Raw genomic sequence first — 23,585 nt, 5'->3', positions numbered from 1 at the left:
GTTCAGAGGAGGTCGTTCAGAGCGTCGGTGGCGGCGTGGAGGGCGGGAGCGTCCTGATCGTTGATCAGGCCAGCCTGCACGAGCGGGTCCAGGATGTCCCGCAGGTCGTCGGCGTCGATCCAGCCGCGCGACTGGCCGTCGAGTGCCGCTTCGCGCAGCAGCCGCGCGCAGACGAGGGCGCGCGATTGCGTCACGCTGGCACGCGCGTCGGCATGGGCCACCGCGTCGATCGCGTGTCGGTCGCCGTCGCCATCGGGCACCAGCAGGGTCACGTATTGCGCGTTGTTCAGGCGGTCCGCCTCGCGCAAGCGTCGGATTCCGGTGAGCCAGGCCTTGAGCGCCTCGTAGCGCCCCAGGCGCAGCGCGTCGAAGGCGACATGGCAGTCCCCGGCGGAGGTCCCGCCCTGAACGACCTGCACGAGTCGACGTTGCAGGGCGTTGTCGGGCTCCGTGGCCGTCACCAGCCAGTCGAGGAAGAGGGACAGCTGCGACGCGCTTCCCTGCGTCACCGCCAGGTGCATCGGCGTCATCTGCTGAGAGCGGTGAGGGGTCCTCAGCAGATCGACCAGGTCCGCGCCGCTCAGCCCGCGCCCGGCGTCGACCAGACGGCTCAGCCAAGACCGGAGGTGGGTCTGCTTGAAGGCGTCGTCGCCCTCGGTGAAGGGGTGCTCATCCGGCTCGACGCCCAGTAGCAACGGCAACACGGAGTTGCCTGCCCAGGATCCGCCTGCGGCGAGATGACTGGAAAGCTGCGACGACGTGATCCAACCGCGTTGAGCGGCCTTCACCGCGAAGTCCAGTGCCAGGTTGAACGAAGGCGTCAGCGCACCGCGAACCTGAGGGTCGTAGCTCGCCAGCGGTATCCGGCCGCGCTGCGCGGGGAAGTCCCGCTCGTGGATATGAGGTCGCCACGGACGGAGCCGTTCGAGTCGGAGTGGGGGTCGGGGTCGGTACGGATCGCCGCCGTCTACGCAGACGTGCAGAAGATCATCGACATCGACCAGGTCGCCGTGCTTGACGGCCAGATGTTCCACCACGTCGAGATAGTCGCGCAGCGCGGGCAGGTTGCTGGACTGCAGCATCCGGCTGCGCCAGTCGAACCTCCGGGCGATCGAAGGCAACGTGTTGCTCAGCAGCCCGACGCAGTCGCTGTGCGAGAGCACCCCGTCCGAGGACAGACGCTTGATCGCGCCAAGACTTCCCTGCCAGCTGAACGGCGCGACGAGGGAGTCGGGGTAGTCCAGGAACTGGCGCAACAGGCGGACCAGGTCATCGACGCTGCCATAGCCTTGGTGGGCGCGATAAATCAGTGCTTCCTCCAACTGCGCCGGCGGCAGTTGCCAGAAGCGGGGTGCCGTTGCTTCCAGTCCGTTGTCCGTGACGGGACCCCCAAGACCCTGTGCCGTCGGCACCAGGCGGCGAATGTCGTGCGGCGACAAGCCCAGCTCGACACAGGCGCGCTCCAGGGAGGCCAGGAACCGCGGTCGACGCTCGGGGAGGGGTCGTGCGCCGACGCGGTCCACGAAGATGCCGAGCCGCGCGTCGCCCTGCAAGAGCGTCGCCAGCACCGGCGCCGACAGCAGGCCTTCGCGATGCAGGGATCCCAGACGCTGGAGCGCGGCTTCCGGCCACGGCGGCAGGGTCGACGCGCCGGTTAACCACGCCTGCATGCCACGTCGCCAGTCGTGCAGCTCTTTTCGGCACGATCGCCATACGAACTGGTCGGCAGTGGGGCTGAGGCGATCCAGAGCCGTCAGACCCGCGTCCGCGAGGGCATCGTTCCCTTCTGCCAGAGCGCCGGCCAGCAGCGGGAGACTGGGGGGCCACGCCGTGCGCAGGTCCGCGACGTCCATCCCGCCGACCACCTCGACCACGCTCGCGGCAAGCTTGCGCTGAAGGGCCAGCTCCAGCGCGAGCGGGGCGAGTCCTGGCCCACCCGCGTCAGGTCGTCCGGCGATCCCGCTGAGCAGTCGGGCGGCGGCCCGGTCCTCCATCGACTCACACACCTGCGAGAGGACGCCGGGCACGGCCAGCAATTCCGCGTCCCATGTCTCGGGCGGAGTGGTCTGTGCCGCCATGGCGCCGTCGATCATCCGCCGTTGGATGGCCGGATCCGACAACCGCCTTGTGAACGGTGACCCCGCTGTACCAGACGATGCCAGCTTGCGCAGCACGCGCTGCCAATCGGCTGGCTGCGCGGACCTCTCGCTCTCTTCCCCGCCGTCATCCTCTATCACGGCCGGAAGGTCGCCCTGTCTCAGCACGAGTTTCCATTCCGTGCCGTCGACGTCTTCCTTCCACACCAGCACGTCTTTCTTGTTGTCCACCAAGTGCGCTGTCACCAGGTTCATCCGGATGCTCGACAGGACGGCCTGCGGGTCGTCGGTCATCCTCATCGGCTCCGAGAAGGCGTCGCCCCGCACGAAGCGGTGCGCCTTCAGCGAACCGAATCGTCCGCTGGCCTGTTTCACCAAATCCTTCAGTTCGCGCATGCCGTCGTGATCCAGCGTCGGCGCGCCGTGTGTCTTCTCGCGCAGCGAGGTCCGCACCTCGTGCAGGCAGTCGCTGGCGAGCTGTCGCGCGATGGCGGCCGGCGTCACCGAACGCCGGACGGCGGCCCGGCACTCCTGGATGCGTCGAGGGAAATCGCGCGGCTGTATGAAGTGGAGATCGTCGCCCGGCGCCTGCGCCCAAGGCAGACCGACGCGCGCCTCCAATTGGCGGCGCACATGGGAGTTCGTCAGGTAGTGCTTCGCGTCCGCGCCGCTGCGAACGAGTGTGTCGACGATCGCAACGTCCGCAGTGTTCCGGCACAGGTACTGGACTGTCTTCTTCAGGCCACCGCCGAGTTGCCGCAGCCAGTTCTCGGCATCCGACAGTTCGCCCTCGATGCGGCTGCCGCACACGTACATCCCCTCGCCCAGCTGCTTCAGGCAGCGCAGGGCCTCCCGCTCGCGGCCGTCGACGCAAGTCTCCAGGGGAACGAGCATGGCGGCGATCTGTTCCAATGAACGCTTGCCCTTGGAGTAATGGAGCGCCAGATAGGGGGCGTGCATCTCGACGCTCGGCTTCTCTTGCACGAGCATGGCTTTAAAGAGACGGATGTCCTCAGCGACTTTCGTCTTGCCGCGATCGTGGGCAAACCGGGCGATCGTGTCGATGCAGCGCGTCATCTGCGCCGTCGCGCGCTGGCCTTCCTCGCTGGCTCGGAACGCCATGAAGACAGGTCCATCTGATGGGACGTCCTCGGGGCCGTACACGGGAGCCTCCGTGCCCGGCGCGCCGCCGGCGGCGGGCGGATCGTCGGCGAACGTCTCGGGTCGGAAGCCGAGATCGAGCACGCCCGTATCGGGGGCGGAAAGATGACGATGAAGTTCGAGCATCCGGCTGTGTGCCCCTCGATTCCGGAAGGGTTTCTCCCGTTACAGAGGTCGTATGGCGGACATGCGTCGGCCCTGCGTCGCGCTTGCGGCTTTGGCGGGACAATCGCGGATTGCCCCAGGACCGTCGATGTTCAGTTCCCTCCTTGCCCCCGATGCCGGCGCTGCCTCGCCCGACGCGCGCGAACGCTTCCTCCGCCTGCTGCGCACCGCGCTGGCGGAGCGCCGTTTCCAGCGCCTGCTGCTGAACCGTCACGAGGGCGAGGACGCCTCGATCGAGCGCCTGACCGTGCGCGACATCGAGCTGCGCGGCGAACGCGCGCTGAGCTTCCTCTGGCGGCACAAGACGAAGGACGTCACCAAGAACCACCCGCTCGACGAGGGCCTCGCGCTCATCGACGGACTGCTGGGACACGACTTCCAGCAGGCGCACCTGGACACGCTCGGCGAGGAGGTGCAGCTGCGCTTCAGCCGCAAGGGCAAGCCGCTGCTGCAGGTGGGGAAGAAGGCGGGGGCCGACGCCGGCGCGGCAGGCGGGGAGAGCGCGGCGCCATCCGGCGGACACGACCGCGCCAAGCCCCGCGAGCTGTCGAGCGACAGCCCGTTCTGGCGCGATCTCGGCGTCACGCACGAGATCAAGGGCCAGCCCGCGCTGGTGCCGGCGATGGCGCGCAAGTGGAAGCAGATCAACAAGTTCATCGAGATCTTCGGCGCGGCCGTGCGCAAGGCGGGCCTGGACGAACCGGGGACGCCGGTGCGGCTGGCCGACTTCGGCTCGGGCAAGGGCTACCTGACCTTCGCGATGCACGACTGGCTGCGCGCGCAAGGCCTGGCACCGCGGGTGCAGGGCGTGGAACTCAAGCAGGACATGGTGGCGCTGGGCAATGCCGCGGCGGCGCGGCACGGGCTCGAGGGCCTGAGCTTCGAGCACGGTGACGTGCGCGAACGCGGCGACCAGCCGCTGGACGTGATGGTCGCGCTGCATGCCTGCGACATCGCGACCGACTACGCGATGCACTTCGGCCTGCGCAGCGGCGCGCGCATCATCATGTGCGCGCCGTGCTGCCACAAGGAGATCCGGCCGCAGATGACCACGCCGGCGGCGCTGCGCCCGCTGCTGCAGCACGGCATCCATCTCGGCCAGGAGGCGGAGATGGTGACCGACTCGCTGCGCGCGCTGCTGCTGGAGCTGATGGGCTACGACACCCAGGTCATCGAGTTCATCGCGCTGGAGCACACCAGCAAGAACAAGATGGTGCTGGCCGTGAAGCGCCCGCAAGACCCGACCCCGGCGCGGCGCGCGGAGCTGCTGGCGCAGCTCGAGGAGATCAAGCGCTTCTACGGCCTGCGCAGTCAGGCGCTGGAGACACTGTTGCGGGTGGACGGCAGGCTCGAAGCGGCCTGAGCGGCCAAGCGGCGCGGGAGCGCCGTGCGCCACGTCTGGAGCTCCGCGTCCGCCTCGGCGCCGCCGCGCTGCGCAGCCACGCGCAGCAGCGCGCTGGGCTCGCCCATGGGGGCGCCTGCGGCGGTCAGCAGATCGTGTGGCCGCAACACGCCCGCCGCGCAAGCGGCATCCAGTCCCGCGAAATAACGGGTCAGCGCATGTTGCATGTGTACGCCCCTCACGCTGGACTGCGCCTGTTCCGCTTCGAGCCCATCGGGCAGCAGGAGTCGCCGAGCCGAGGCAGAGTCAAGCAGCCCCTCCCGGAACATGGCGGTGACCCACGCCGACAGACTGCCGATCAGCGAGTCCTTTCCCGCCAGCAGCGCGGCGCTCAGGAGCGAAGAGGGCACCGGATGCCGGCTGCGGTCACTCACCTGCAGCAGGGCGGCTGTCTCCTCGGCGCTTAACTCGCCATGGATGGACAGTTGACGGATCAGTGCAAGTTCGTCCTGCAGTCGACGAGAACTACCACTGAAGAGCACTGAATCCAGGGCATCGGTCAGGCCGCCGACCTCCTGGAGCAGCGGTACCGTCAACCGGCGGGCAGGACCCTGGCGCAGCCACCGCACTGCTGCAATCAACTCATCCCAAGTGGCTCCGGCGACGTTCGATCGATCGCTGCCCGCCGGATAGGTCTTCTTGAACCGGACGAGTCGAGCGCGCGCGCCGGCGAGACGAACGATAGGGCCCAGCTGTTGCGTCACGCGGCTGAGCAATTCGCGCTGCGGCACGCGACGATCCGAGCCCAGATCCCCGTCGCCATGCTGGCCCCTGACCCGCAGGTCGGTGTTCAACGATCGGTCGCGCACCGCCTGGTCGTGCAGTTGGCGCTGCCAGCTGTCGGTGAAGCCTTCGGCGTTCCAAGCCTCGAAAAGCGCCGCGAGCGAAGCCCCGCCATGGCCACGGAGCAGCAGGTGCAATGCCTGATCCAGGAGGTCTGCGTCCCACGACGGCGCGGCTTTGCTCAGCCATGCCGCCAATTCGCGATCGTCCAGTCCCTGGCGCTCGATGACGGTCTCGAGACCCTCGGCGGTTGGCCGGGAAGCGATCAACTCCCGTGTAGCCTGCGGATCCAACTGCGCCGTCGACAATGAGACGGCGAAGGCAGTCAGCGCTTGTCGGGTACGTGCATCGAGCCCGCGAGGCTGTCCGGTGGGCCGCAGCAGTGCGTCGATCTCCCTGCGATCCATGAAGCGACGCAATGGGCCCGATTTTCCTCCTTCGTCGATGGCGACATACGGCCACCTGCCTTCGAACAGGACCATTCGTTGACGACCCTGGCGGTCGGCAACGCGTTCTTCGAGCACTTGCTCCTCCGGTGCGGGGGCGATCCCCTGCTGCGCCATGTTGTGGCGGATGCCGATGGCCAGCAGGCGGTGGTCCGTGGTCAATCCTTCCGGGTTGCCGTCGTCGTCCAGTGCCGCCACCTGATGGACGTGCAGATCGCCGAAGCGCGGCATGAGTTCCTGCAGCGCCTTGACCAGCAGGTACCAATGGTCTCCATCGCACAGGTCGAGCTGGGTGCCATTCACTCCGGAATCGATCTTCTGGCTGATCGCCAGCAGGCAGTCTTCGGCGAGCCGCTCCGCGATCGACGTCATGTCCACGCGCTGTGCCAGCGATGCGGCGCATCGTGCGACCACTTCGGGATAGATCTTGACGTCGAGCACAAAAGTGTCCGCGATCTCCGAAGCCTGCGAAAAGCCTGGAAGACGCAAGGCAGCTGCGAAGGGATCCAGCGCGTGCGGTGTCGAGAAGTCGTGGTCGGCGAGACGAGGTTCTGAACGCAATAGAGTCCTGAGCTCATCCAGAGCCACCGCCGAAAATGCGGACCAGACCGAGTTCCCGAGTCCACCGCTCCGTCCTTCGAGCCATAGGGAGCGCTTCTTGAACTCAGAGGTGTAGCGCTCCGGGCATTGCTCCAGCCCTTCAAGTTCCAGGAGCGCTTGGCAACGGGATGACAGGTCGATGCGTGGATTTCCGAGATGCTGGGCCAACCGTTCGAGCCAGTACTTGCAATCGGGCCGATAGAGCTCGATCTCCCCATGGACATGGGGCCCGGCGTTCTTTTTCCGGAACTCGACCACATGCGACAACTCTTTCGTCGCCGCCTCAAGCCCATGCTGCTTCGCGAAGGCAAGGACCGCTGTCATCGCGTCCTGCCATTCTTCCCGGGCCCGAAGGCCCTCGGGGCTCTCGAGGAACTTCGTGTTGAGCGCTAGGAAGTCAGCCTTCAGGGCGCCGAACTCGACGCCACGGAGCTTGCGCGGGGCATATGCGGGTGCAGAGCCAGTCGCGAGAAGCTCGGGTCGGGTATCACCGGGCCGGCTCTCTGCGGCGCGCCTGCTCTCGAGGAAAGCCGCTTCAAAGCCGTAAGAGGTCGGGACGCTCGACGCCCCGGAAGACGGTGATGGAAAGGTCATGCGTCTCTGGGTGCGCGGGCGCCCGCAGCGGTTCGTTGAAGTTGCCGGAATGAATCTTGCCAAGTGTCGCCATGGCCGTGCTTGCGGCGCTTCAGGCGACTTGATGTCCAACGTCCTCGCACCGTCCCCCGCCCCCGTCCCCTGGCTGGCCCGCGTCCTCGGCGCCGCGCTGCTGATCCTGGGCTTCGTCATGCTCGCCGCCGGCGGCCTGCTGGCCTCGCTCGGCGGCAGCTGGTACTACGCGCTGTCGGGCCTGGCCTGGGCCGTGATCGGCGCGTTGATGTGGGGGCGATTGCGCGAGGCGGTGTTCGGCTACGCGCTGTATTTCCTGGCCACGCTCGTGTGGAGCCTGTGGGAAGTGGGCCTGGACTGGTGGCCGCTGGGCGCGCGGCTCGGCGTGCCCTTCGTGATCGGCGCGGTGCTGCTGGCGCTGGTGCCGACCATGCGGCGCCACCTGCCCGTCGACGATCTCCGGCGCGTCGCGTGGCGCAGCCCGCCGGCGCTCGCGCTCGCGGCGGTGCTCGGGATTTTCGTTGTCGTGGCATTGACGTCCTGGACACGTGATCTTCATGCCGTCGAGGGCACGATGCCGGCCAACGGTGCCGCACGTCCGCCGGGCGCGCCGGCCTCCGGCGCCGCGTCGGTGCCCGACGGGGAATGGCATGCCTACGGCCGCACCGGCTTCGGCCAGCGCTGGTCGCCGCTGGCGCAGATCACGCCGGCCAATGTCGGCGATCTCAAGCTGGCCTGGGACTTCCGCACCGGCGACGTCCGCGGCCGGCCCGGCGATCCGGTCGAGACCACCTTCGAGGTCACGCCGCTGAAGGTCGGCGAACGCCTGTTCCTCTGCACGCCGCACCAGACGGTGCTGGCACTCGACGCGACGACGGGCCGCGAGCTGTGGCGCTTCGACCCGCAAGTGCGCGGACAGCTGGCGCTGCAGCACCTGACCTGCCGCGGCCTGTCCTACCAGCCGCCCCCGGACGCGATGGCGGCGGCAGGCGCCCAGCCCGCGACCTGCGCGGCCAAGCTCTTCATGCCCACCGCCGACGCACGCCTGATCGCGCTGGATCCCGCGACGGGCAAGACCTGCCCCTCGTTCGGACAGCAGGGCGCGGTCAACCTGATGGCCGGCATGCCCAATGCCCAGCCGGGCGCCTACTACTCGACCTCGCCGGTGGTGGTGACCCGCAAGCTGGTGATCGTCGGGGGGACCGTGCTCGACAACGCGTCGACGAAGGAACAGTCCGGCGTGATCCGCGCGTATGACGTCGAGACCGGCGCGCTGGTCTGGAACTGGGATTCCGCAAACCCCGACGCCACCGCGCCGATACGGCCGGTCAAAGCTACAGGGCCAATTCGCCCAACATGTGGTCGGTGGCCAGCGTCGACGAGTCGCTCGGCCTGGTCTACCTGCCGATGGGCAACCAGCCGCCGGACCAGTGGGGCGGCAAGCGCTCCGCGGCGGTGGAGAAGCACTCGTCGTCGGTGGTGGCGCTCGAGCTGGAGACCGGCCGGCTGCGCTGGGTGTTCCAGACCGTGCATCACGACCTGTGGGACTACGACGTGCCGTCGCAGCCGGTGCTGGTGGACCTGACGGTGAAGGGCCGGCGCGTGCCGGCGCTGGTGCAGCCGACCAAGCAGGGCGAGCTCTTCGTGCTGGACCGCCGCGACGGCAAGCCGGTGTTCCCGGTGACCGAGACGCCGGCGCCCCAGGGCGCGGCGGCGGGCGACTTCAGCGCGGCGACACAGCCGGTGTCGGCGATCTCGTTCAATCCGCCGGAACTGCGCGAGCGCGACATGTGGGGCGTGTCCATGTTCGACCAGCTGTGGTGCCGCATCGCCTTCCACAAGCTGCGCTACGAGGGCCGCTTCACGCCGCCTTCAGAGCAGGGCTCGCTGATCAATCCCGGCAACTTCGGTGTCTTCAACTGGGGCAGCATCGCCGTCGACCCGGTCCGCGGCATCGCGTTCACGACACCGGCGGTGCTGGGCTTCACCTCGACGCTGGTGCCGCGCCGCGACGACACCTCGCTGCTGGTGCAGGACGGCGGACCGCCCAAGGGCGCGCTGCCGGCGCTCAACGAGAACTTCGGCGCGCCGTTCGCCGCGAAGATGAAGCCCTTCACCTCGCCGCTGGGCGTCCCGTGCCAGGCGCCGCCGTGGGGCACGGTGGCCGGTGTCGACCTGAACGAAGGCAAGGTCGTCTGGCGGCATCGCAACGGCACGGTGCGCGACCTGTCCCCACTCCCCGTGCCGTTCAGGCTGGGCGTGCCCAGCCTGGGCGGACCGTTGATCACGGCCGGCGGCGTGGCCTTCCTGTCGGGCAGCATGGACGACTATGTCCGCGCCTACGACGTCAACGACGGCCGCGTGCTGTGGGAGGGGCGGCTGCCCGCCGGCGGACAGGCCACGCCGATGACCTACCTCGGCGCGGACGGGCGGCAGTACGTGCTGGTCATCGCGGGCGGACACGGGTCGACCGGGACCCGGCCCGGCGACCATGTGCGGGCGTATGCGCTGGAGAAGCGTTGACGGAGGCTGAGGGGGCCACGTCTGGATCGGTGGGGATCACACCGCGCTGTCGTGGACCCGCATCACGCTTCGATGCTCGCCGGGTGTCAAGCGTCCGGCGGCGAGTAGCGCGCCGACTTCCTTTTGCCAGAGCTGGCGCAGTTTCACATCCGCTTCCGACTCCTGCTGATCCCCGTCTCGCCTGACATAGGCACGGGCGCCGGCTTGCAGAACAATCGCTGCGTTGACGTCGCGGTAGGTGCGACTCTGCAATTGCTTCAGGATCACCGACACCGGGTCGTGAAATCCATTGGCCATGGCACCGGCCAAAGTGATGGCCATGACGCCCGCAATATGGCCGTCGTCGCGGTTGCCCCGGAACCACTGGTCGATCAGATGGTCGCGCGCTTCACCCGCCGGCAGCCTTTGCAGGAACGTCTCGTACGCCGTGACGTCACCCCCGAGCGCAGCGACCGGCATCCGAATGAGCTCGGGCACCGACGCTTCACGGATCAGCCGCAGGCGCAATCGCTGTTGGGCGGCCCGTTCGTCCGTCTTTTCAGGCGGTGGGGCGGCAAGATGGGCCAGGTCATCCAGCCTGACGGGGCGGTCGTTCACGCCGTGTGGTCCCGGAGTGACGACGCGGTAATGGGTGTCCGACGTGGCGACCAGCACTTGCGGCAAGCCGTTGTCGTTCCACGCGGCCAGTGCATCGTGTTCAAGGCCGAGGCTAGTCGGCGCTTGCCCGGCGTCCAGGCTGGGTACAGGCTGGAGGGAAGGGGACGAGGAGGCGGAGAACGAGAGTTGCATTCGACAACAGTGCCGGTGCCCCCGCGAGAGGTTCAAAGCCGTGCGGCACCTGTGATGAACGCGCGCGGTGCGCGATCAGGCTCTGGTCATTCCGGTCGTCCCGGTCGACCTGGCTGCCTTGACGTCCCTGATCGCCTCGGCGATCTCCTGGCTCAGCCGAGCCGCCTCGGCGGTATCGATCGACTGGCAGTCCAGCAGGTGATCGACGGTCTCCAGCAGTCGCTGCTTCGCCGTCGCCGAGACGCCCGCGATGTCCGCACGCCTGCAGTCGCTCCTGGCGAGCAGCAGCGCACGCAGGGACTCGACGGGCAGGACGCCGCCCGCCGATGCGATCACCAGCCTCTTCAGATAGACCTTGAGTCCCTCCTGTCGGAGCGGCTCGCAGAGGCTGGTCAGCAGTGGGACGGTCCGTTCCCGCGGGGCGATGAGCGTCAGATAGTCGTCGGGGCTCAGGGTCTTGCGGACGGCCGCGGTGAAGGCGGCGTCCATGAACGACGCGAGATGCTCGTGCGCGTCGGCATGACTCCGAGCGCGCTGCCAGAGCGGGGAGAGCGCCGCCGCCACCTCGCGGAGCAGGTCCATCAGCTCCGCATGATCGATGTCGCCTTGGCCGGCGGCGTCGACATAGCCCTCCAGCAGCTCGCGCATGCCGGCCCTGTTCTCGCGGAACTGACTCGAGTCCAGGAAACTGGTGTCCGCGCCAGGCGCGCGCAGGATCCGCAGACCGATGTCGCGCTCGATCACGCCCAGTCGGCACGCCCGCGAGACCAGACCGACCCAACCCCGGAGCGCCCCGGCCTTGCATCCGCCGCGCACCCATTGCAGCGCATCCGTCGAGTCGTGTCCGCGTCTCGTGATGACCTTGAACGCCTGCTTCATGGCCATGCGTCCAGCCTTGGCGGCTGCGTCGACGCTCAGCAACCAGGCGTCGAAGAGGTCCGGGTGCACGAGTGCGGCATCGTCCATCGCATCGATCAGCAGGCGCCGCTCCTGTTCCGGGGTCAGGTATTGCTCCTCGGCCAGGCGTTGAACCACCGAGAGCAGCATGCCGGCGCTGGTGGGATCTCCTGCGCTCATGGCCTGACGCAGCGGATTCGGAATACCCTCGGCGGGACTCAGGCGCAGCAACAGGGCGAGCAGTGCCGGGTGACGCCGGCACTCCCGCAAGGACTCCTGCAGCAGCAGGACCGGATCGCTCGCGGCCTGCGACGGCTGGATCTGCGCGCTGGGCATCGGGCTTGCGGAGCGCGGGGGGGCCGGGGGGACGTGCATGCCGGTCAGTGCGGGCCGTGGCCGCAAGGTTCCCGCATCCCACCCCTGATCGTCGGCGCGCCGTCGATGCGCGGCGGCCTCCCCGGGCGTGGCCGAGGCGAAAAAAAGCCCGGCCCCTCGTGGAGAGGCCGGGCAAGGGCGCTGTGACGCCGCCTGAACGCCCCGACTGCTCAGGGGGCGTGGCGCTGCGGCGTGGCGAATGGGAAGCGCATGTGCGCCGGCCATGGGCGACCCGCTGAGGGACGCGGCCTGGGCGCGTGGATCGTGAGAACTCAGATCCGCGAAGGCGGGACCGGCGCCGGGGCTGGCTTTCCGGGGCAGGGACGCGGGAGCGTGGGCTGCGAGAAGGCGGGCGTGCGGCGTGTCGTCATGCTTTGCATCATCGCGGAGCGGCGCGACCTGAAGGCGCGGAGAAAACGGGGCAAATCCGGCCAGACAAGTGGCCGGTTTTCGCGTCCATTTCCGGCGCTTCGGAGAAGCGACGGCGCGGGTCCGGCGCCATCGCGTCCGTTCATGCCAGATCCTGCTTCACGGGGCCGGGCGTCCTGCGGTGAAGTTCCCAGACCTTCTCGATGTCCCCGCGTTGCACCGCCTCCCGCACGCGGTCGCCGAAGGCGTGTCCCTGTGGCCTGACCTCCGCCGGGGACTGCGCCTGTACCTCGGGCACCTGCGCAAGGATCTTCTGCACCGTCGGCGCCGGCAGCATCCCCGTCTCGAGCGCCCGTTGCAGCCTCGAGCGGATCTCCCTGGCCTGGCGCTGGCTGCATTGCCGGATGGCCGGCCGGCCATCGCTGCCCGGGCTCAGGAGGATCTCCGCGAAGGTCTTGTCGCTCAAGCTCACGGCGCTTGGCAGGCGCGCCAGGAGCAGGCCCTGCAGATAGGTCGCCAGCGCTTCGCCGCGTTGAACGTCGAGGGCGGGCGGCTCGTCCGCATCCACCAGCCGGGTCGGCTCGCACAACGCGGCCAGGACCGTGCTGCCTGGGCGACCTTCCGAGATCAACTGGACATACTCCTTCTCCGACAGGGCATTCCCGCGTCTTGCGGCATGGGCCGCCTTCAGGAAGGTGTGCAACTGCGTCCCGCCGTTCTGCAGCGCCGCGGCGAGCAGGACGGTCTCGCCCCCATTGGCACGGCCTTGCATCAAGCTCAGCAGGGATTCCCCACGGACGAGCTTCTCGCGCCCCGCGTGGGCATAGCCCTCGATGACGGCGAGGAACTGGTCCGCCTCCTTCATCGCGGCGCGCAGGAGCGGTGTCGAGCGGCGGACACCGCCCAGCATCGATGCGGCGGCGCCCGGCGTGAGGATGCCGGTGAGTCCCGCCTCCGTCACGAGACGGGCCCAGCAGTCCAGGGCCGCGGCCGGCAGGCGGATGAGGTCGCCCGCGCGCTGGCTCGCCGGCACGGTGCGGAGCACCTGCGGCATCTCGCGCTGCGCCATCTCCCGGAGTGCGCGATCGCCGCCCATGGCCCGCAGGCAGGCGGCGGAGGTCGCGGCCAGACCGGCACGCATGCCGGTCTGGAGCGCATGACTCAGCACGTCGAAATGTTCCCGGGTGTCGATCTCGCCGCACCAGCCGCTGCGATCGTGGATCTTGTCGAGGAGGTGTTTCGTCGTGTCGAGATCGCCATCGAGGACGGCCTTCTCGAGTTGGTCCCGCAAGGCTGGCGGCGGCTCATAGCCGACGTTGCCGTCGTCATCCACGATGACGAAACCGGTGGTGAACGTGGGGGAGGCGGGCGTCGACGGCATGACGGGTCGTGAAGATGTCAAAGGCAGTCAGTCGCGATCGGCCGGGGATGGTTCGCCGGTGACAACGTCCCAGGCCCGCGACGGACAGGCGCTCGACCCGCCATGGAAAGAGCCTGGGGGGCTGCGGGCCCACGGCGGTATTGACGTTCAGACCGCCGTGTCGAAACACGCGACCAGGCGTCGATGTTCCGACCGCGTCAATCGACCCTCCTGCAGGAACTTCGCGCAATGCGCGCGCCAGATTGCGCCCAGTCGTGGATTCGAGCCCGCGGTGCATCCGATCGCGACGGCCTCCTTCAACGCATCGGTCAGGTCGAAGCCGACGTGGCGATATGCAGGAAGTGAGCACCGCTTCAGTGCCTCCCGGAATGCCTCGGCGTTGTCGCTCCGGACGGCACTGACAAGGCCGATCGACAAGAGTTCTGCCGCGTGGCCGTCCTCCGCCTGGCGGAGCGACCATCGATGTTGCAGGTCCGGGGTACCGAGCCGCCGCATGAAGCGCATGAAGTTGTCCGGATCACGTCCCAGGGCGGTCGCTGGCAGCTGCATCAGCGTCGGGATCGACGCGGCATCGAGAAGCTGCTGATGGCGTTGCGCCCGCTGGAACGCCTCATCCACCGTGGAGGCCGGCGTGAGCGGACCGAAGTGTTCGAGGGTCCCGGGGAGTTGACGGGGGTCGAAGGCTTCGGGCCGAACGTACGCGTTGAGCGGGTGGCGCCCCGGCGTGCTGATGACGACCGGAGCGTAGGAGAGGTCAGGGACGGTGTTGGAGGGGAAGGCAATAGGCATGGGCATCAGTTGCCGACTGACATCCGCCAGTTCCCCTGCGCAAACGCCCGGTCTACTTCACGTCCATCCCGAACGTGTTCGCGATGAAGGCCAGGATGTCCGCGCGCTCCTCGATGATCTTGGAGGTCGGCTTGCCGGCGCCGTGGCCGGCCTGCGTCTCGATGCGGATCAGCTTGGGCGCGGGGCCCGTGTCGGCGGCCTGCAGCGTCGCGGTGTACTTGAAGCTGTGGGCCGGCACGACGCGGTCGTCATGGTCGCCGGTGGTCACGAGCACCGCCGGATAACGCGCGCCGCTCTTGATCGTGTGCAGCGGCGAGTAGGCCTTGAGCCACTGGAAATCGGCCGCGTTCTCCGAGCTGCCGTAGTCCGAGGTCCACGCCCAGCCGATGGTGAACTTGTGGAAGCGCAGCATGTCCATCACGCCGACCTGCGGCACCGCGGCGCCGAACAGGTCCGGCCGCTGGTTCACGACCGCGCCGACCAGCAGGCCGCCGTTGGAGCCGCCGTTGATGGCGAGCTTCGCGGGCTGCGTGTACTTGCTGGCCACGAGGTACTCGCCGGCGGCGATGAAGTCGTCGAAGACGTTCTGCTTCTTGCCCTTGGTGCCGGCTTCATGCCAGGCGGCGCCGTACTCGCCGCCGCCGCGCAGCACGGCCAGCACGTAGACGCCGCCCATCTTCATCCAGGTCGCGGCGGTGACGCCGTAGCCCGGCGTCATCGGCACGTTGAAGCCGCCGTAGCCGTAGAGCAGCGTCGGGTTGGTGCCGTCGAGCTTCAAGCCCTTGCGGTGCGCGATGAAGATCGGCAGCTTCGTACCGTCCTTGCTGGTGACGAAGACGCGCCGGCTCTCGAACTGGTTCGCCTCGAACGCGGTCTGCGTGCGCTTGAACAGCTCGGCCTTGCCGGTCTTCGCGTCCAGGCGCCAGATCTCGCCCGGGGTGGTCAGGCTGGTGTAGCTGAAGAAGGTCTCCGGGTCGTTCCACTTGCCGCCGAAGCCGGCGGCGGTGCCGACGCCGGGCAGTTGCAGGTCGCGCACATGCTTGCCGCTGGGCGCGTGCACGCGCACCAGCGTGGCGGCGTCCTGCAGGTAGCTCAGCACCAGCTGGCCGCCGACGCCGTTGGCGGCGGTCAGCGCGTCCTTGGTCTCGGGCACCAGCGTGGTCCAGGTCTTGGGATCCTTGGCCGCCCAGTCCTTGTCCAGGTCGATCGCGATCAGGCGGCCGCGCGGCGCGTCCTTGTCGGTCTTGACGATCAGGCGCTGGCCGTCGAGCACCACGGGGCTGTACTCGGCGTCGAAGCTGACGGTCAGCGGGACCGGCTTGGCGCCGGCATAACCGCCCTTGCCGTCCAGCGGCAGCAGCATCAGGCCGTTCTTGCGGGCGGAGCCCTTCCAGACGTTGATCAGCGCGAGGCGGCCGTCGTCGGTCACGTCGACGTTGAAGCCCCATTCCTTCTCGGCCGGGTTCTCGACGATCAGCGTGTCGGCGGACTGCGCGGTGCCCAGGCGGTGGTAGTAGACCTTCTGGAAGTAGTTGGCGCCGGTGAGCGCCTCGCCGGTCTTGGGCGCGTCGTAGCGCGAGTAGAAGAAGCCCTTGCCGTCGGGCGTCCAGGACGCGCCGGAGAACTTCACCCATTCGATGGTGTCGTCCAGGTCCTTGCCGGTGTCGAGGTCGCGGACCTTCCAGGTCTGCCAGTCGGAGCCGGCGCCGGCGGTGCCGTAGGCCATCAGGCGTCCGTCCCTGGACACGGCGCTGCCGGTCAGCGCGACGGTGCCGTCCTTGGACAGCGTGTTGGGGTCGAGCGCAATCTGCGGCGTGTCCTTCAGGCTGCGGGCGGTGTAGAGCACCGCCTGCTGCTGCAGGCCGTCGTTGCGGGTCCAGAAGTAGCGGCCGCCTTCCTTGTAGGGGACGCCGAACTTCTCGAAGTTGTAGAGGTCGGTGTAGAGCTTGCGCGCGGGCAGGCGCTGCGGCATCGCGGCGAGGAACTTGTCGGTGACCGCGTTCTCGGCCTGGACCCAGGCCTTGGTGTCGGCGCTGTTGTCGTCCTCGAGCCAGCGGTACGGGTCGGCGACCGTGGTGCCGTGGTAGTTGTCGGTCTGCTCGACCTTGCGGGTGGCCGGATAGCTCAAGCCTTGCGAGGTCGAGGACGACGCGGAGGTCGCGGTGGTGGCGGCAGGGGCCGCGGAGGTTGGCGCCGTGGCGGTCTGTGCGGTGGCGGCCGTGCCGGCGACCAGCCCGACCGCCAGCGCGGCGGTCAACGAGAGGCGGGATTGCATGCGATGTGCTCCTGGAGTCGGGAAGCGCCCCGCGGGGCTCGTGGCCGTGCGGGGCGGTGCGCGGGGATTGTGCCCCGCTGTCCCTGGGGTGCCTTTGGTCAGGGCGGGGAAGTACGGGGTGGACGAACCGCGACGCCGTGTCGTCGCCGGGGCTGGCTCAAAGTGATCGTCTTTCGCCGCAGACCGACTCGTCCGAGTCGTTTTGGGCTGTGGCTCGATTCCGGCGGGTCCAACTGCTTCTCAGAATCCTGCATCCCCCTTCATGGAAAGTGCAGGTGCAGAATGAACGCTGTCCTAAGGCGCATCGACTTCAGCCCGTATATGACCGACATCTCCCCCACCACCTTGACCATCCTCATCGATGCGGACCTCAAGCACAAGCTGGAGACCGGAGCTGCCGCGGCGCATTTCAGCGTCGATGAGTTCGTCATTGGTTTGATCGAAGAGGCTCTGTTCATCAACAGCCCCGAGTACTTCGATCCGAAGAGCTGGGAGGCCCAGCAGTACCACCTCGTGCGCGAGAGCATCCGATCCGGAATGGCCGGGCAAAACATTCCGCTCGACGACGCTGAGAAGGCGCTTGCGATGCGATTTGGAGCGGAGGGGTCCGGAGACCTCCCGTCGAAATCATGAACGCGGAGATTTCGAGGGAGGCATTCCGGGACCTCCATGACATATTGAGCCGCATTGAAGAAGACGACCCCATCGCCGCTGAAAGGATGCAGAAGGAGTTCTTCCGCAAGTTCCGGATCCTCGAGTGTCAGCCGGGACTTGGTACTCGCACGCTGAACAAGGGCGTCCGCGCATTGCCGGTCAAACGCAACTACCGAGTCCTCTATCAATCACCGCCGCCGCGACTGATCATTCGGCGCGTGATCCATGTGGCGCGGCATTGGCCTGAGGCAGCGCTCCCAGGTGATGCGGATCAGTGATCCCACCTCAGCTCCACCTGGAACGTCCTCCCCGGATACGGATGGAAGTTCCAGTACTGGTAGTTGTTGAGGTTGTCGATGCCGGCGGCGAGTGTCCATTGCTTGTCGAGTCGCCACTGGGCCCGCACGTCGACGGTGAAGTACTTGCTCGCCGCCATGTAGGCGAAGCCGTTGACGTCGCTGTTGTCGAGCGTGCTGAACTGCTTGCCGCTGTAGCGCGCGCCCAGGCTCAGGCTCAGGTCGTCACGCGCCTGCCATTGCGCGAGCATCGTGGCGCGCCAGCGCGGCACGCGCGGCTGCCACTTGCCGATCGTGTCGCCCGGCACCGTCGCGTAGCCGGCGTTGGCCAGGATGATCGAGTCCGCGAAGGTCACGCTGCCGGTCAGGGTCACGTGTTGCGGCAGGCCCGCCGTGCCGCTGAACTCGACCCCTCGCGTCCGGATGCGGTCGATGTTCTGCACCGTGTTCGCATTGGTCGCGACGTTCAGCTGCGAGTACAGCGCATCGCGGCTGTCCTCGTGGAAGAGCGTCATCCGCAGCGCATCGCGGTCCTTGCCGGTCCATTCGGCGCTGAGCTCGCTGGTCCAGCTGCGCTCGGCCTTCAGGTTCGGGTCGTTGTTGATGAACTGCCCCGCCGCGTTGAAGCCGCCCTGGAACAGCTCGCTGACCGTCGGGAAGCGCACCGCGCGGCCGGTGCTGGCCTTGATCACCCACTGCTCGCTGAGTCCGTACGACAGCGCCGCCTTCGGCGACCACGCGGTCTGCGCGCGTGACGGGTGGTTCTGCAGATTCGTCGTCGACTGGGTGACGCCGTCGAACGACTGCCAGTGCTCGCCGCGCAGTCCCAGCACCGCCGTCCAATCGGGTGCGAAGGTCCAGGCATCCTGCGCGAAGACGGCGCGCACGCGCGTGTCGCCGTCGAAGCGCGAGGTCAACGCGTCGGCGCCACCATCACGCCAGTCCGTCAACGCAGAGACCTTGGTACGCAGCTGATAGCGCTCCTGCGACACGCCCGCATCGATCGTGTGATCGCTGCCGTCCGGCGTCCACGTGAGCTTGGCCGACAGCGTGTTCCAGCCAGTCCCTGCCTGGTCGGTGATCCGGCCGGCATTGGGCGCGGCGTTCGTGGGCGCGTAGGCGCGCGAGCGGTCGGCGAGGTAGTCGTACAGGCTGCCCGAGACCTCCCAGCCAAGCCCGTCGCGCACGCGGCGCTTCAGCGAGATCGCATGCATGCGGTGCTCGAGCTCGTCGCGCGTCTGCGGGAAGTCGCTGGCGCTCAGCGAGTAGCCCTTGCCGTCGACGCTGATCGGCTGCGTGATGCCGCCACCGGACCGGTGATCGATGGTCCGCCCGTCCGCGTCGGTCAGGAAGCTCTGCGAGCGGCCATCCGAGCCGTTGCTCCATAGCCCGAAGACGACCATGGCCCGCAGGCCCGGTTCGAAGTCGTAGGCCAGCTTCAGCTTCGCCTGATCCTGCACCGTGTCGTACTGCGTGCCGCTGCTCAGCAGCAGCCAAGGCTGGTTGCTCCGATTGGGTCCGGCGACGGCACCCGTGACCGGCACGGCACCGGACGCTGGTGCGGCCGAGCTCAAGGGCCGGTTCGCAAAGGTCTGCGGCTGCCCCTCGCTGTCGGTCCGACCGGCATGCAGCCACCACGAGAACGCGCCCTCCGCGCTGCCGATCGCCGCGCTGGCCTGCTTCGCGTCATAGTCGCGCTTGTGGCCGTAGAGATCATTCGGCTGATGGCTGTAGCCCACCCGCGCGTGCGCCTCGAAGCGCGTCGGCATGCGCGTCTGGTAGTCGACGACGGCACCGACCGCATTGCCCGAGTACGCCGCCGAGAACGGCCCGTACATCACGTCGACGCGGGCGATCTCTTCCGGCGACACCAGGCCCCACCGCGGCGCGAAGGTCGCGCCATTGCCCAGCAGGTTGGACAGCAGGATGCCGTCCGCGTAGACCAGCGAGCGCGCGCTGTTGCCGGTGCCGGAGGCGCGTGTCGACAGCACGGCGTGGTTGTAGTCGCCGATGTAGCGCTTGCGCACCACCAGGCTGGGCAGGTATTTGAGCGCGTCCTCCGCGTCGGTGGCGTTGATGTCGCGGGCGATGGCCTCGCCGGTGACGCCCTCCATCGTGGTGGGAATGCGGCTGGGGAGCGAGGTCGGCGCGGCGCCGTCGACGCGGACGATGCCCAGGGACAGGACGTGGGACGAGGCGCCGATGTCGGCATCCTCCGCGGCGGACACGGTCGTGCAGACGGCGGCGGAGGCGGACGCGAGCACCGTCAGCGCGCCGGCTCGAAGCCGGCGCGCACGGGAAAGGCTGTGCATGGAAAGGAACTCCAACGGTATGAATGAGCACCGGCGGCAGCCGGTACGGAAAAATTCAGACCGTCAGTGGAGGCGCGCGGGCCGGCGCGTTGCGCCAGGCGTAAGGAGTGGTGTCCGCGCTGTAGAAACGTTCCGGCAGACCGTGACGCAATTCGCTGCGCAGCGGCAGCACCACGGGCACGGGCGGCAGCGGCAGCGCGTCCTGGTGCAGGTGGCAGAACGCGCAGTGCTGGAACAGCGCATGGTCCTGGTCGTCCACGCCGCTGTCCGCCAATCCCGCTCGCAGCTCTGCCGCGCGCGGCCCGACCACGCTGGATCGGCAGATCTGCGTCCACGGCGCCAGATCCCCGTTCAAGGCCTGCGCCGCCATGGACGCCGCAGGCATCAGCGCCGCCAGCCAGAAGACCAGGACGGTCATCCAGCGGGCGAAGGCGGTGGGGGAGTGCAGGCGCATGACGCGGCGGATTCTAGGCGCGCCGCGCCGGCGGAGGGTCAGCGGGACTGCAACAGATCGAAGAGCGTGCGCGCCACCACCTTCGTCGCACGACGCAGGTCGTCGAGCTCGACGCGCTCGTCGGAACGCTTGGCATGCGACGCCAGCACCGTGCGCGGACCCGCGCCGTAGATCGCCGCGGGAATGCCGTGCTCGCCGTACAGGCGCACATCGGTGTACAGCGGCGTGCCCGAGGTCGGAATCGGTTCGCCGAAGACCGCCTCGCCATGACGCTGCAGCGCTTCGACCAGCGGCCGGTTGCCCGGCAGCGGCTTGAGCGCGCGCGCCAGCAGCAGGCGCTTCACGTCGACCGTGATGCCGGGGAACGAAGCCGCCGCCTTCGCGATCGTGTCGCGGATCTCCGCCTCGACGACGACCGGATCCTCTTCCGGAATCATCCGGCGATCCAGCTTCAGCGTGACCTTGCCCGGCACGACGTTGGTGTTGGTGCCGCCCTCGATGCGACCGACGTTCAGGTAAGGGTGCTTGATGCCTTCGACCCTCGACGTGACCTCGCGGTAGGCGAGGTTGCGCGCGTAGAGCGCGTTGAGGATCACGACCGCGCCCTGCAGCGCGTCGATGCCGGTGTCGGGGATCGCGGCGTGCGCCATCTTGCCGTGGACCGTCACCTCCATCTGCAGGCAGCCGTTGTGCGCCGTGACCACCTGGTAGCTGAAGCCGGCGGCGAGCAGCAGATCCGGCTTCGTCAGCCCCTGCTGGAGCAGCCAGCCGGGTCCCAACTCACCGCCGAATTCCTCGTCGTAGGTGAAATGCAGCTCGACGCCGCCCTTCAGCGCGGCGCCTTGCGCGGCCAGCGCCTCCAACGCGCGCAGCGCGAAGGTGTAGGTCGAGAAATCGCTCTTGCTGACCGCGGACGCGCGTCCGAAGAGCCGGCCGTCCACGACCTCGCCGCCATACGGGTCGTGCGTCCAGCCGTCGCCGGGCGGGACCACGTCGCCGTGCGCGTTCAAGGCGATCACGGGACCGCGGGGGCCGTCACCCTCGGTGCCGAAGCGTCGACGGACGATGACGTTGGTCAGCGATTCCAGCCCGTAGTCACGCACCTGCGCCTGCGGCACCGGGTGCTTCTCGGCGACGTAGCCCATCTCCGCGAGCAGCTCGGCCGTACGCTCGGCATGCGGCGCATTGTTGCCCGGCGGCGTGTCCGTGGGCACGCGCACCAGCGCCTGCAGGTAGCGGACCTGCTCGTCGAAGTGGGCGTCGATCCACGCGTCGAGCGCGTCGTACGAAGTCTGGGACGAGGTCTGGGAGGAAGCGGTCATGGGCGTCTTGTCCGGAAGGTCGGGCGGCGTTCACAGCCGGTCGAGCAGCGCGAGGAAGGCCTGCGCGCAGAGTTCGGTGTCGTCGTTGCTGATCGCTTCGAGCGGGTTGTGGCTGATGCCGAGGTTCAGTCCGCGCTGGAACAGCATGGCCTGCGGCATCGCCTGATGGAGCTTCATCGCGTCGTGGCCGGCGCCCGAGGGCATGCGGTGCACCGGCAGGCCGAGCGCGGCGACGGCCGATTCCCAGCGCGCCTGCCATGCCGCATCGCTGGGCGCGGCGGCGGCAGCTTCGGTGCGTTCCAGTGTGAAGGTCACGCCGCGGCGTTCGCAGATCTCGGCGAGACGGGCACGCACGTCGGCGTCGAGCGCATCGCGCGCGGCGTCGGTCGTCGCGCGCAGATCGAGACTGAATCGGCATCGGCCGGGAATCACGTTGATCGATCCGTTGGGCACTTGCAGCTGGCCGACGGTGCCGACGACCTCGGGCACCGCGCCGGCGCGTTCCTCGACGTAGAGGATCAGCTCCGCCACGGCCGCGGCGGCGTCACGCCGCCGGTCCATTGGCGTCGTGCCGGCGTGCGAGGCGAGGCCGCGCACTTCGCCCACGTAGCGCAGGCTGCCGTTGATCGAGGTCACGATGCCCAGCGGCAGGTCGAGCTCGTTGAGCACCGGCCCCTGCTCGATGTGGACTTCGATGAACCCGAGGTAGCGCGCCGGATCCCGCTTCAGCGCCTGGATCGCGGCCATGGTGCCGGGCAGTCCGGCCTCGCGCATGAGGTCGCGCAGCACGACGCCGTCCGCGTCGGCCTGGTCCAGCCAGGCCGGATCGAATCGACCGACCAGCGCGCTGGAGCCGAGGAAGGTCGCCTTGTAGCGCTGGCCTTCCTCCTCGGAGAAACCGATCACCTCGATGCCATGCTTGAGCCGGCGCCCTTGGCGCTTGAGCTCGCGCACACAGGCCATCGGCACGAGGATGCCGAGGCGCCCGTCGTACTTGCCGCCGTTGCGGACGGTGTCGTAGTGGCTGCCGGTGAGCAGTCGCGGCGGTTCATCGGCCGGTCCGTCCTGCTGATCGTGTTGATCCTGGAGCTCGCCGTGATAGACGCCGACGACGTTGCCGACGGCGTCGATGCCGACCTCGTCGAAGCCGCACTCGCGCATCCAGTCCGCGAGCTGTGCGGCAACCGCGCGATGGGCCTCGGTCAGATAGAGGACGGTGAGCTGGCCGTTCTCCGCGAAGCCGGGATCGGAGAACCGCGCGAGCGATTCCGCCCAGTCCCAGACCTGGTTGCCGAGCGTCGGCACGACGTCGGACGTGTTGCCGAACTTGTCGTTGAGGCGGATCTCCGCGATGCGGTGGATGTTGCGCAGGCACTCGGCGCGCTCGATGTCCGGGTGGCCGTTCAGGCGTCGCGCGAAGGTGTCGATGATCTGCCGCCGCGACAGGCCGTCGCCGCGCGGGCCACGCACCGCGAGGATGAAGGGCCAGCCGAAGCGCGCGTTGTAGTCGGCGTTCAGCTGCTGCAGCCGCGCGAACTCTTCCGGCGTGCAATTCGTGAGGCCGGCCTGGCTCTGCTCGTTCGTCGATTCCGCGGTGAGCGACTTCGCGACCATCGCCTTGCCGGCGAGTTCCGGATGCGCGCGGATCAGGCCGAGCTGCTCGTCGAGCGCGGCCTCGCGCACGACGGTCGCCATCGCATGCTTCAGCGCCGCGAGGCTCGCGAAACCGCCCGCGGGGCGCACGGCGAAGGCGCGCTGCGCGATCCACGGCGAGTGTTCATAGACGCCGTCCAGCAGCGAGATGAACCCGTCCTCGCTCGCGCCGTTCAGCGTGGCGAGGGACAAGGTCGGCGAGGGCGCCAGGGTGGGGGAGGAGTGGCTCATCGGAAG

Annotated in this window: 14 protein-coding genes and 1 pseudogene; 4 read left to right on the top strand and 11 right to left on the bottom strand. The window is 68.5% G+C overall.

The annotated features are described in order from the left end of the window. Nucleotides 1–2: 2 nt before the first annotated feature. Entirely contained in the window at nt 3–3,383 is a 3,381-nt protein-coding gene (locus ABE85_RS15905; RefSeq protein WP_157522519.1) for a hypothetical protein, read from the bottom strand. Nucleotides 3,384–3,510: 127 nt separating this feature from the next. Between ABE85_RS15905 and ABE85_RS15900 the strand changes: the two genes are divergently transcribed. Next, nucleotides 3,511–4,785, top strand: a complete 1,275-nt coding sequence (locus tag ABE85_RS15900) for an SAM-dependent methyltransferase (protein WP_067276559.1) — start codon at nt 3,511–3,513, stop codon at nt 4,783–4,785. Here ABE85_RS15900 and ABE85_RS15895 read toward each other — a convergent pair. Next, nucleotides 4,734–7,247, bottom strand: coding sequence for a hypothetical protein (locus ABE85_RS15895; protein ID WP_067276556.1), 2,514 nt, complete (start codon nt 7,245–7,247; stop codon nt 4,734–4,736). The genes ABE85_RS15900 and ABE85_RS15895 overlap by 52 nt on opposite strands. Before the next feature lie 103 nt (nt 7,248–7,350). On the opposite strand from ABE85_RS15895, the pseudogene ABE85_RS15890 reads away from it, so the two are divergent. Continuing rightward, nucleotides 7,351–9,782 (top strand): annotated as a pseudogene (locus tag ABE85_RS15890) (membrane-bound PQQ-dependent dehydrogenase, glucose/quinate/shikimate family). A gap of 36 nt (nt 9,783–9,818) precedes the next feature. Here ABE85_RS15890 and ABE85_RS15885 read toward each other — a convergent pair. The 5 genes from ABE85_RS15885 to ABE85_RS15865 all read right to left on the bottom strand — a co-directional run bounded on the left by ABE85_RS15885 (nt 9,819) and on the right by ABE85_RS15865 (nt 16,657). Next, nucleotides 9,819–10,571, bottom strand: a complete 753-nt coding sequence (locus ABE85_RS15885) for a hypothetical protein (protein ID WP_067276555.1) — start codon at nt 10,569–10,571, stop codon at nt 9,819–9,821. 75 nt (nt 10,572–10,646) lie between these two features. Beyond that, complete coding sequence (locus ABE85_RS15880) at nt 10,647–12,068, bottom strand: hypothetical protein (RefSeq protein WP_157522513.1); 1,422 nt, start codon at nt 12,066–12,068, stop codon at nt 10,647–10,649. A 286-nt stretch (nt 12,069–12,354) separates the two neighbouring features. Then, complete coding sequence (locus tag ABE85_RS15875; protein WP_067276549.1) at nt 12,355–13,593, bottom strand: hypothetical protein; 1,239 nt, start codon at nt 13,591–13,593, stop codon at nt 12,355–12,357. Nucleotides 13,594–13,740: 147 nt separating this feature from the next. After that, the gene (locus ABE85_RS15870; protein WP_157522510.1) at nt 13,741–14,211 is read right to left on the bottom strand and encodes a hypothetical protein; all 471 of its coding nucleotides are present in this window, start codon (nt 14,209–14,211) and stop codon (nt 13,741–13,743) included. A gap of 223 nt (nt 14,212–14,434) precedes the next feature. After that, the gene (locus tag ABE85_RS15865; protein ID WP_067276543.1) at nt 14,435–16,657 is read right to left on the bottom strand and encodes a prolyl oligopeptidase family protein; all 2,223 of its coding nucleotides are present in this window, start codon (nt 16,655–16,657) and stop codon (nt 14,435–14,437) included. Nucleotides 16,658–16,978: 321 nt separating this feature from the next. Here ABE85_RS15865 and ABE85_RS15860 point away from each other — a divergent pair, with 321 nt between their 5' ends. Beyond that, nucleotides 16,979–17,290 carry a hypothetical protein gene (locus ABE85_RS15860; protein ID WP_157522507.1) on the top strand — a complete coding sequence of 104 codons (312 nt, stop codon included), beginning with the start codon at nt 16,979–16,981 and terminating at the stop codon, nt 17,288–17,290. Continuing rightward, nucleotides 17,287–17,589, top strand: coding sequence for a type II toxin-antitoxin system RelE/ParE family toxin (locus ABE85_RS15855; RefSeq protein ID WP_067276538.1), 303 nt, complete (start codon nt 17,287–17,289; stop codon nt 17,587–17,589). The genes ABE85_RS15860 and ABE85_RS15855 overlap by 4 nt, the downstream gene beginning before the upstream one ends. Here the strand turns inward: ABE85_RS15855 and ABE85_RS15850 are convergent. The 4 genes from ABE85_RS15850 to uraD are packed head-to-tail and all read right to left on the bottom strand — an operon-like array spanning nt 17,583 to nt 23,579. Next, nucleotides 17,583–19,919, bottom strand: coding sequence for a TonB-dependent receptor (locus ABE85_RS15850; RefSeq protein WP_067276533.1), 2,337 nt, complete (start codon nt 19,917–19,919; stop codon nt 17,583–17,585). The two genes, ABE85_RS15855 and ABE85_RS15850, sit on opposite strands and share 7 nt — an antisense overlap. Before the next feature lie 55 nt (nt 19,920–19,974). Next, entirely contained in the window at nt 19,975–20,373 is a 399-nt protein-coding gene (locus ABE85_RS15845; protein ID WP_067276529.1) for a DUF2946 domain-containing protein, read from the bottom strand. Nucleotides 20,374–20,411: 38 nt separating this feature from the next. Further along, the gene (locus tag ABE85_RS15840) at nt 20,412–21,695 is read right to left on the bottom strand and encodes a M20/M25/M40 family metallo-hydrolase (RefSeq protein ID WP_067276526.1); all 1,284 of its coding nucleotides are present in this window, start codon (nt 21,693–21,695) and stop codon (nt 20,412–20,414) included. Between the two features lie 30 nt (nt 21,696–21,725). Then, nucleotides 21,726–23,579 (bottom strand): 2-oxo-4-hydroxy-4-carboxy-5-ureidoimidazoline decarboxylase, encoded by a 1,854-nt coding sequence (gene uraD / locus ABE85_RS15835; RefSeq protein ID WP_067276523.1) that lies wholly within the window; start codon nt 23,577–23,579, stop codon nt 21,726–21,728. Nucleotides 23,580–23,585: the final 6 nt, after the last annotated feature.

The organism is Mitsuaria sp. 7, from assembly GCF_001653795.1.
Lineage (GTDB): Bacteria > Pseudomonadota > Gammaproteobacteria > Burkholderiales > Burkholderiaceae_C > Roseateles.
Note: the sequence above shows the minus strand (reverse complement) of the source record. Positions and strands in the feature narration are given on the sequence as shown.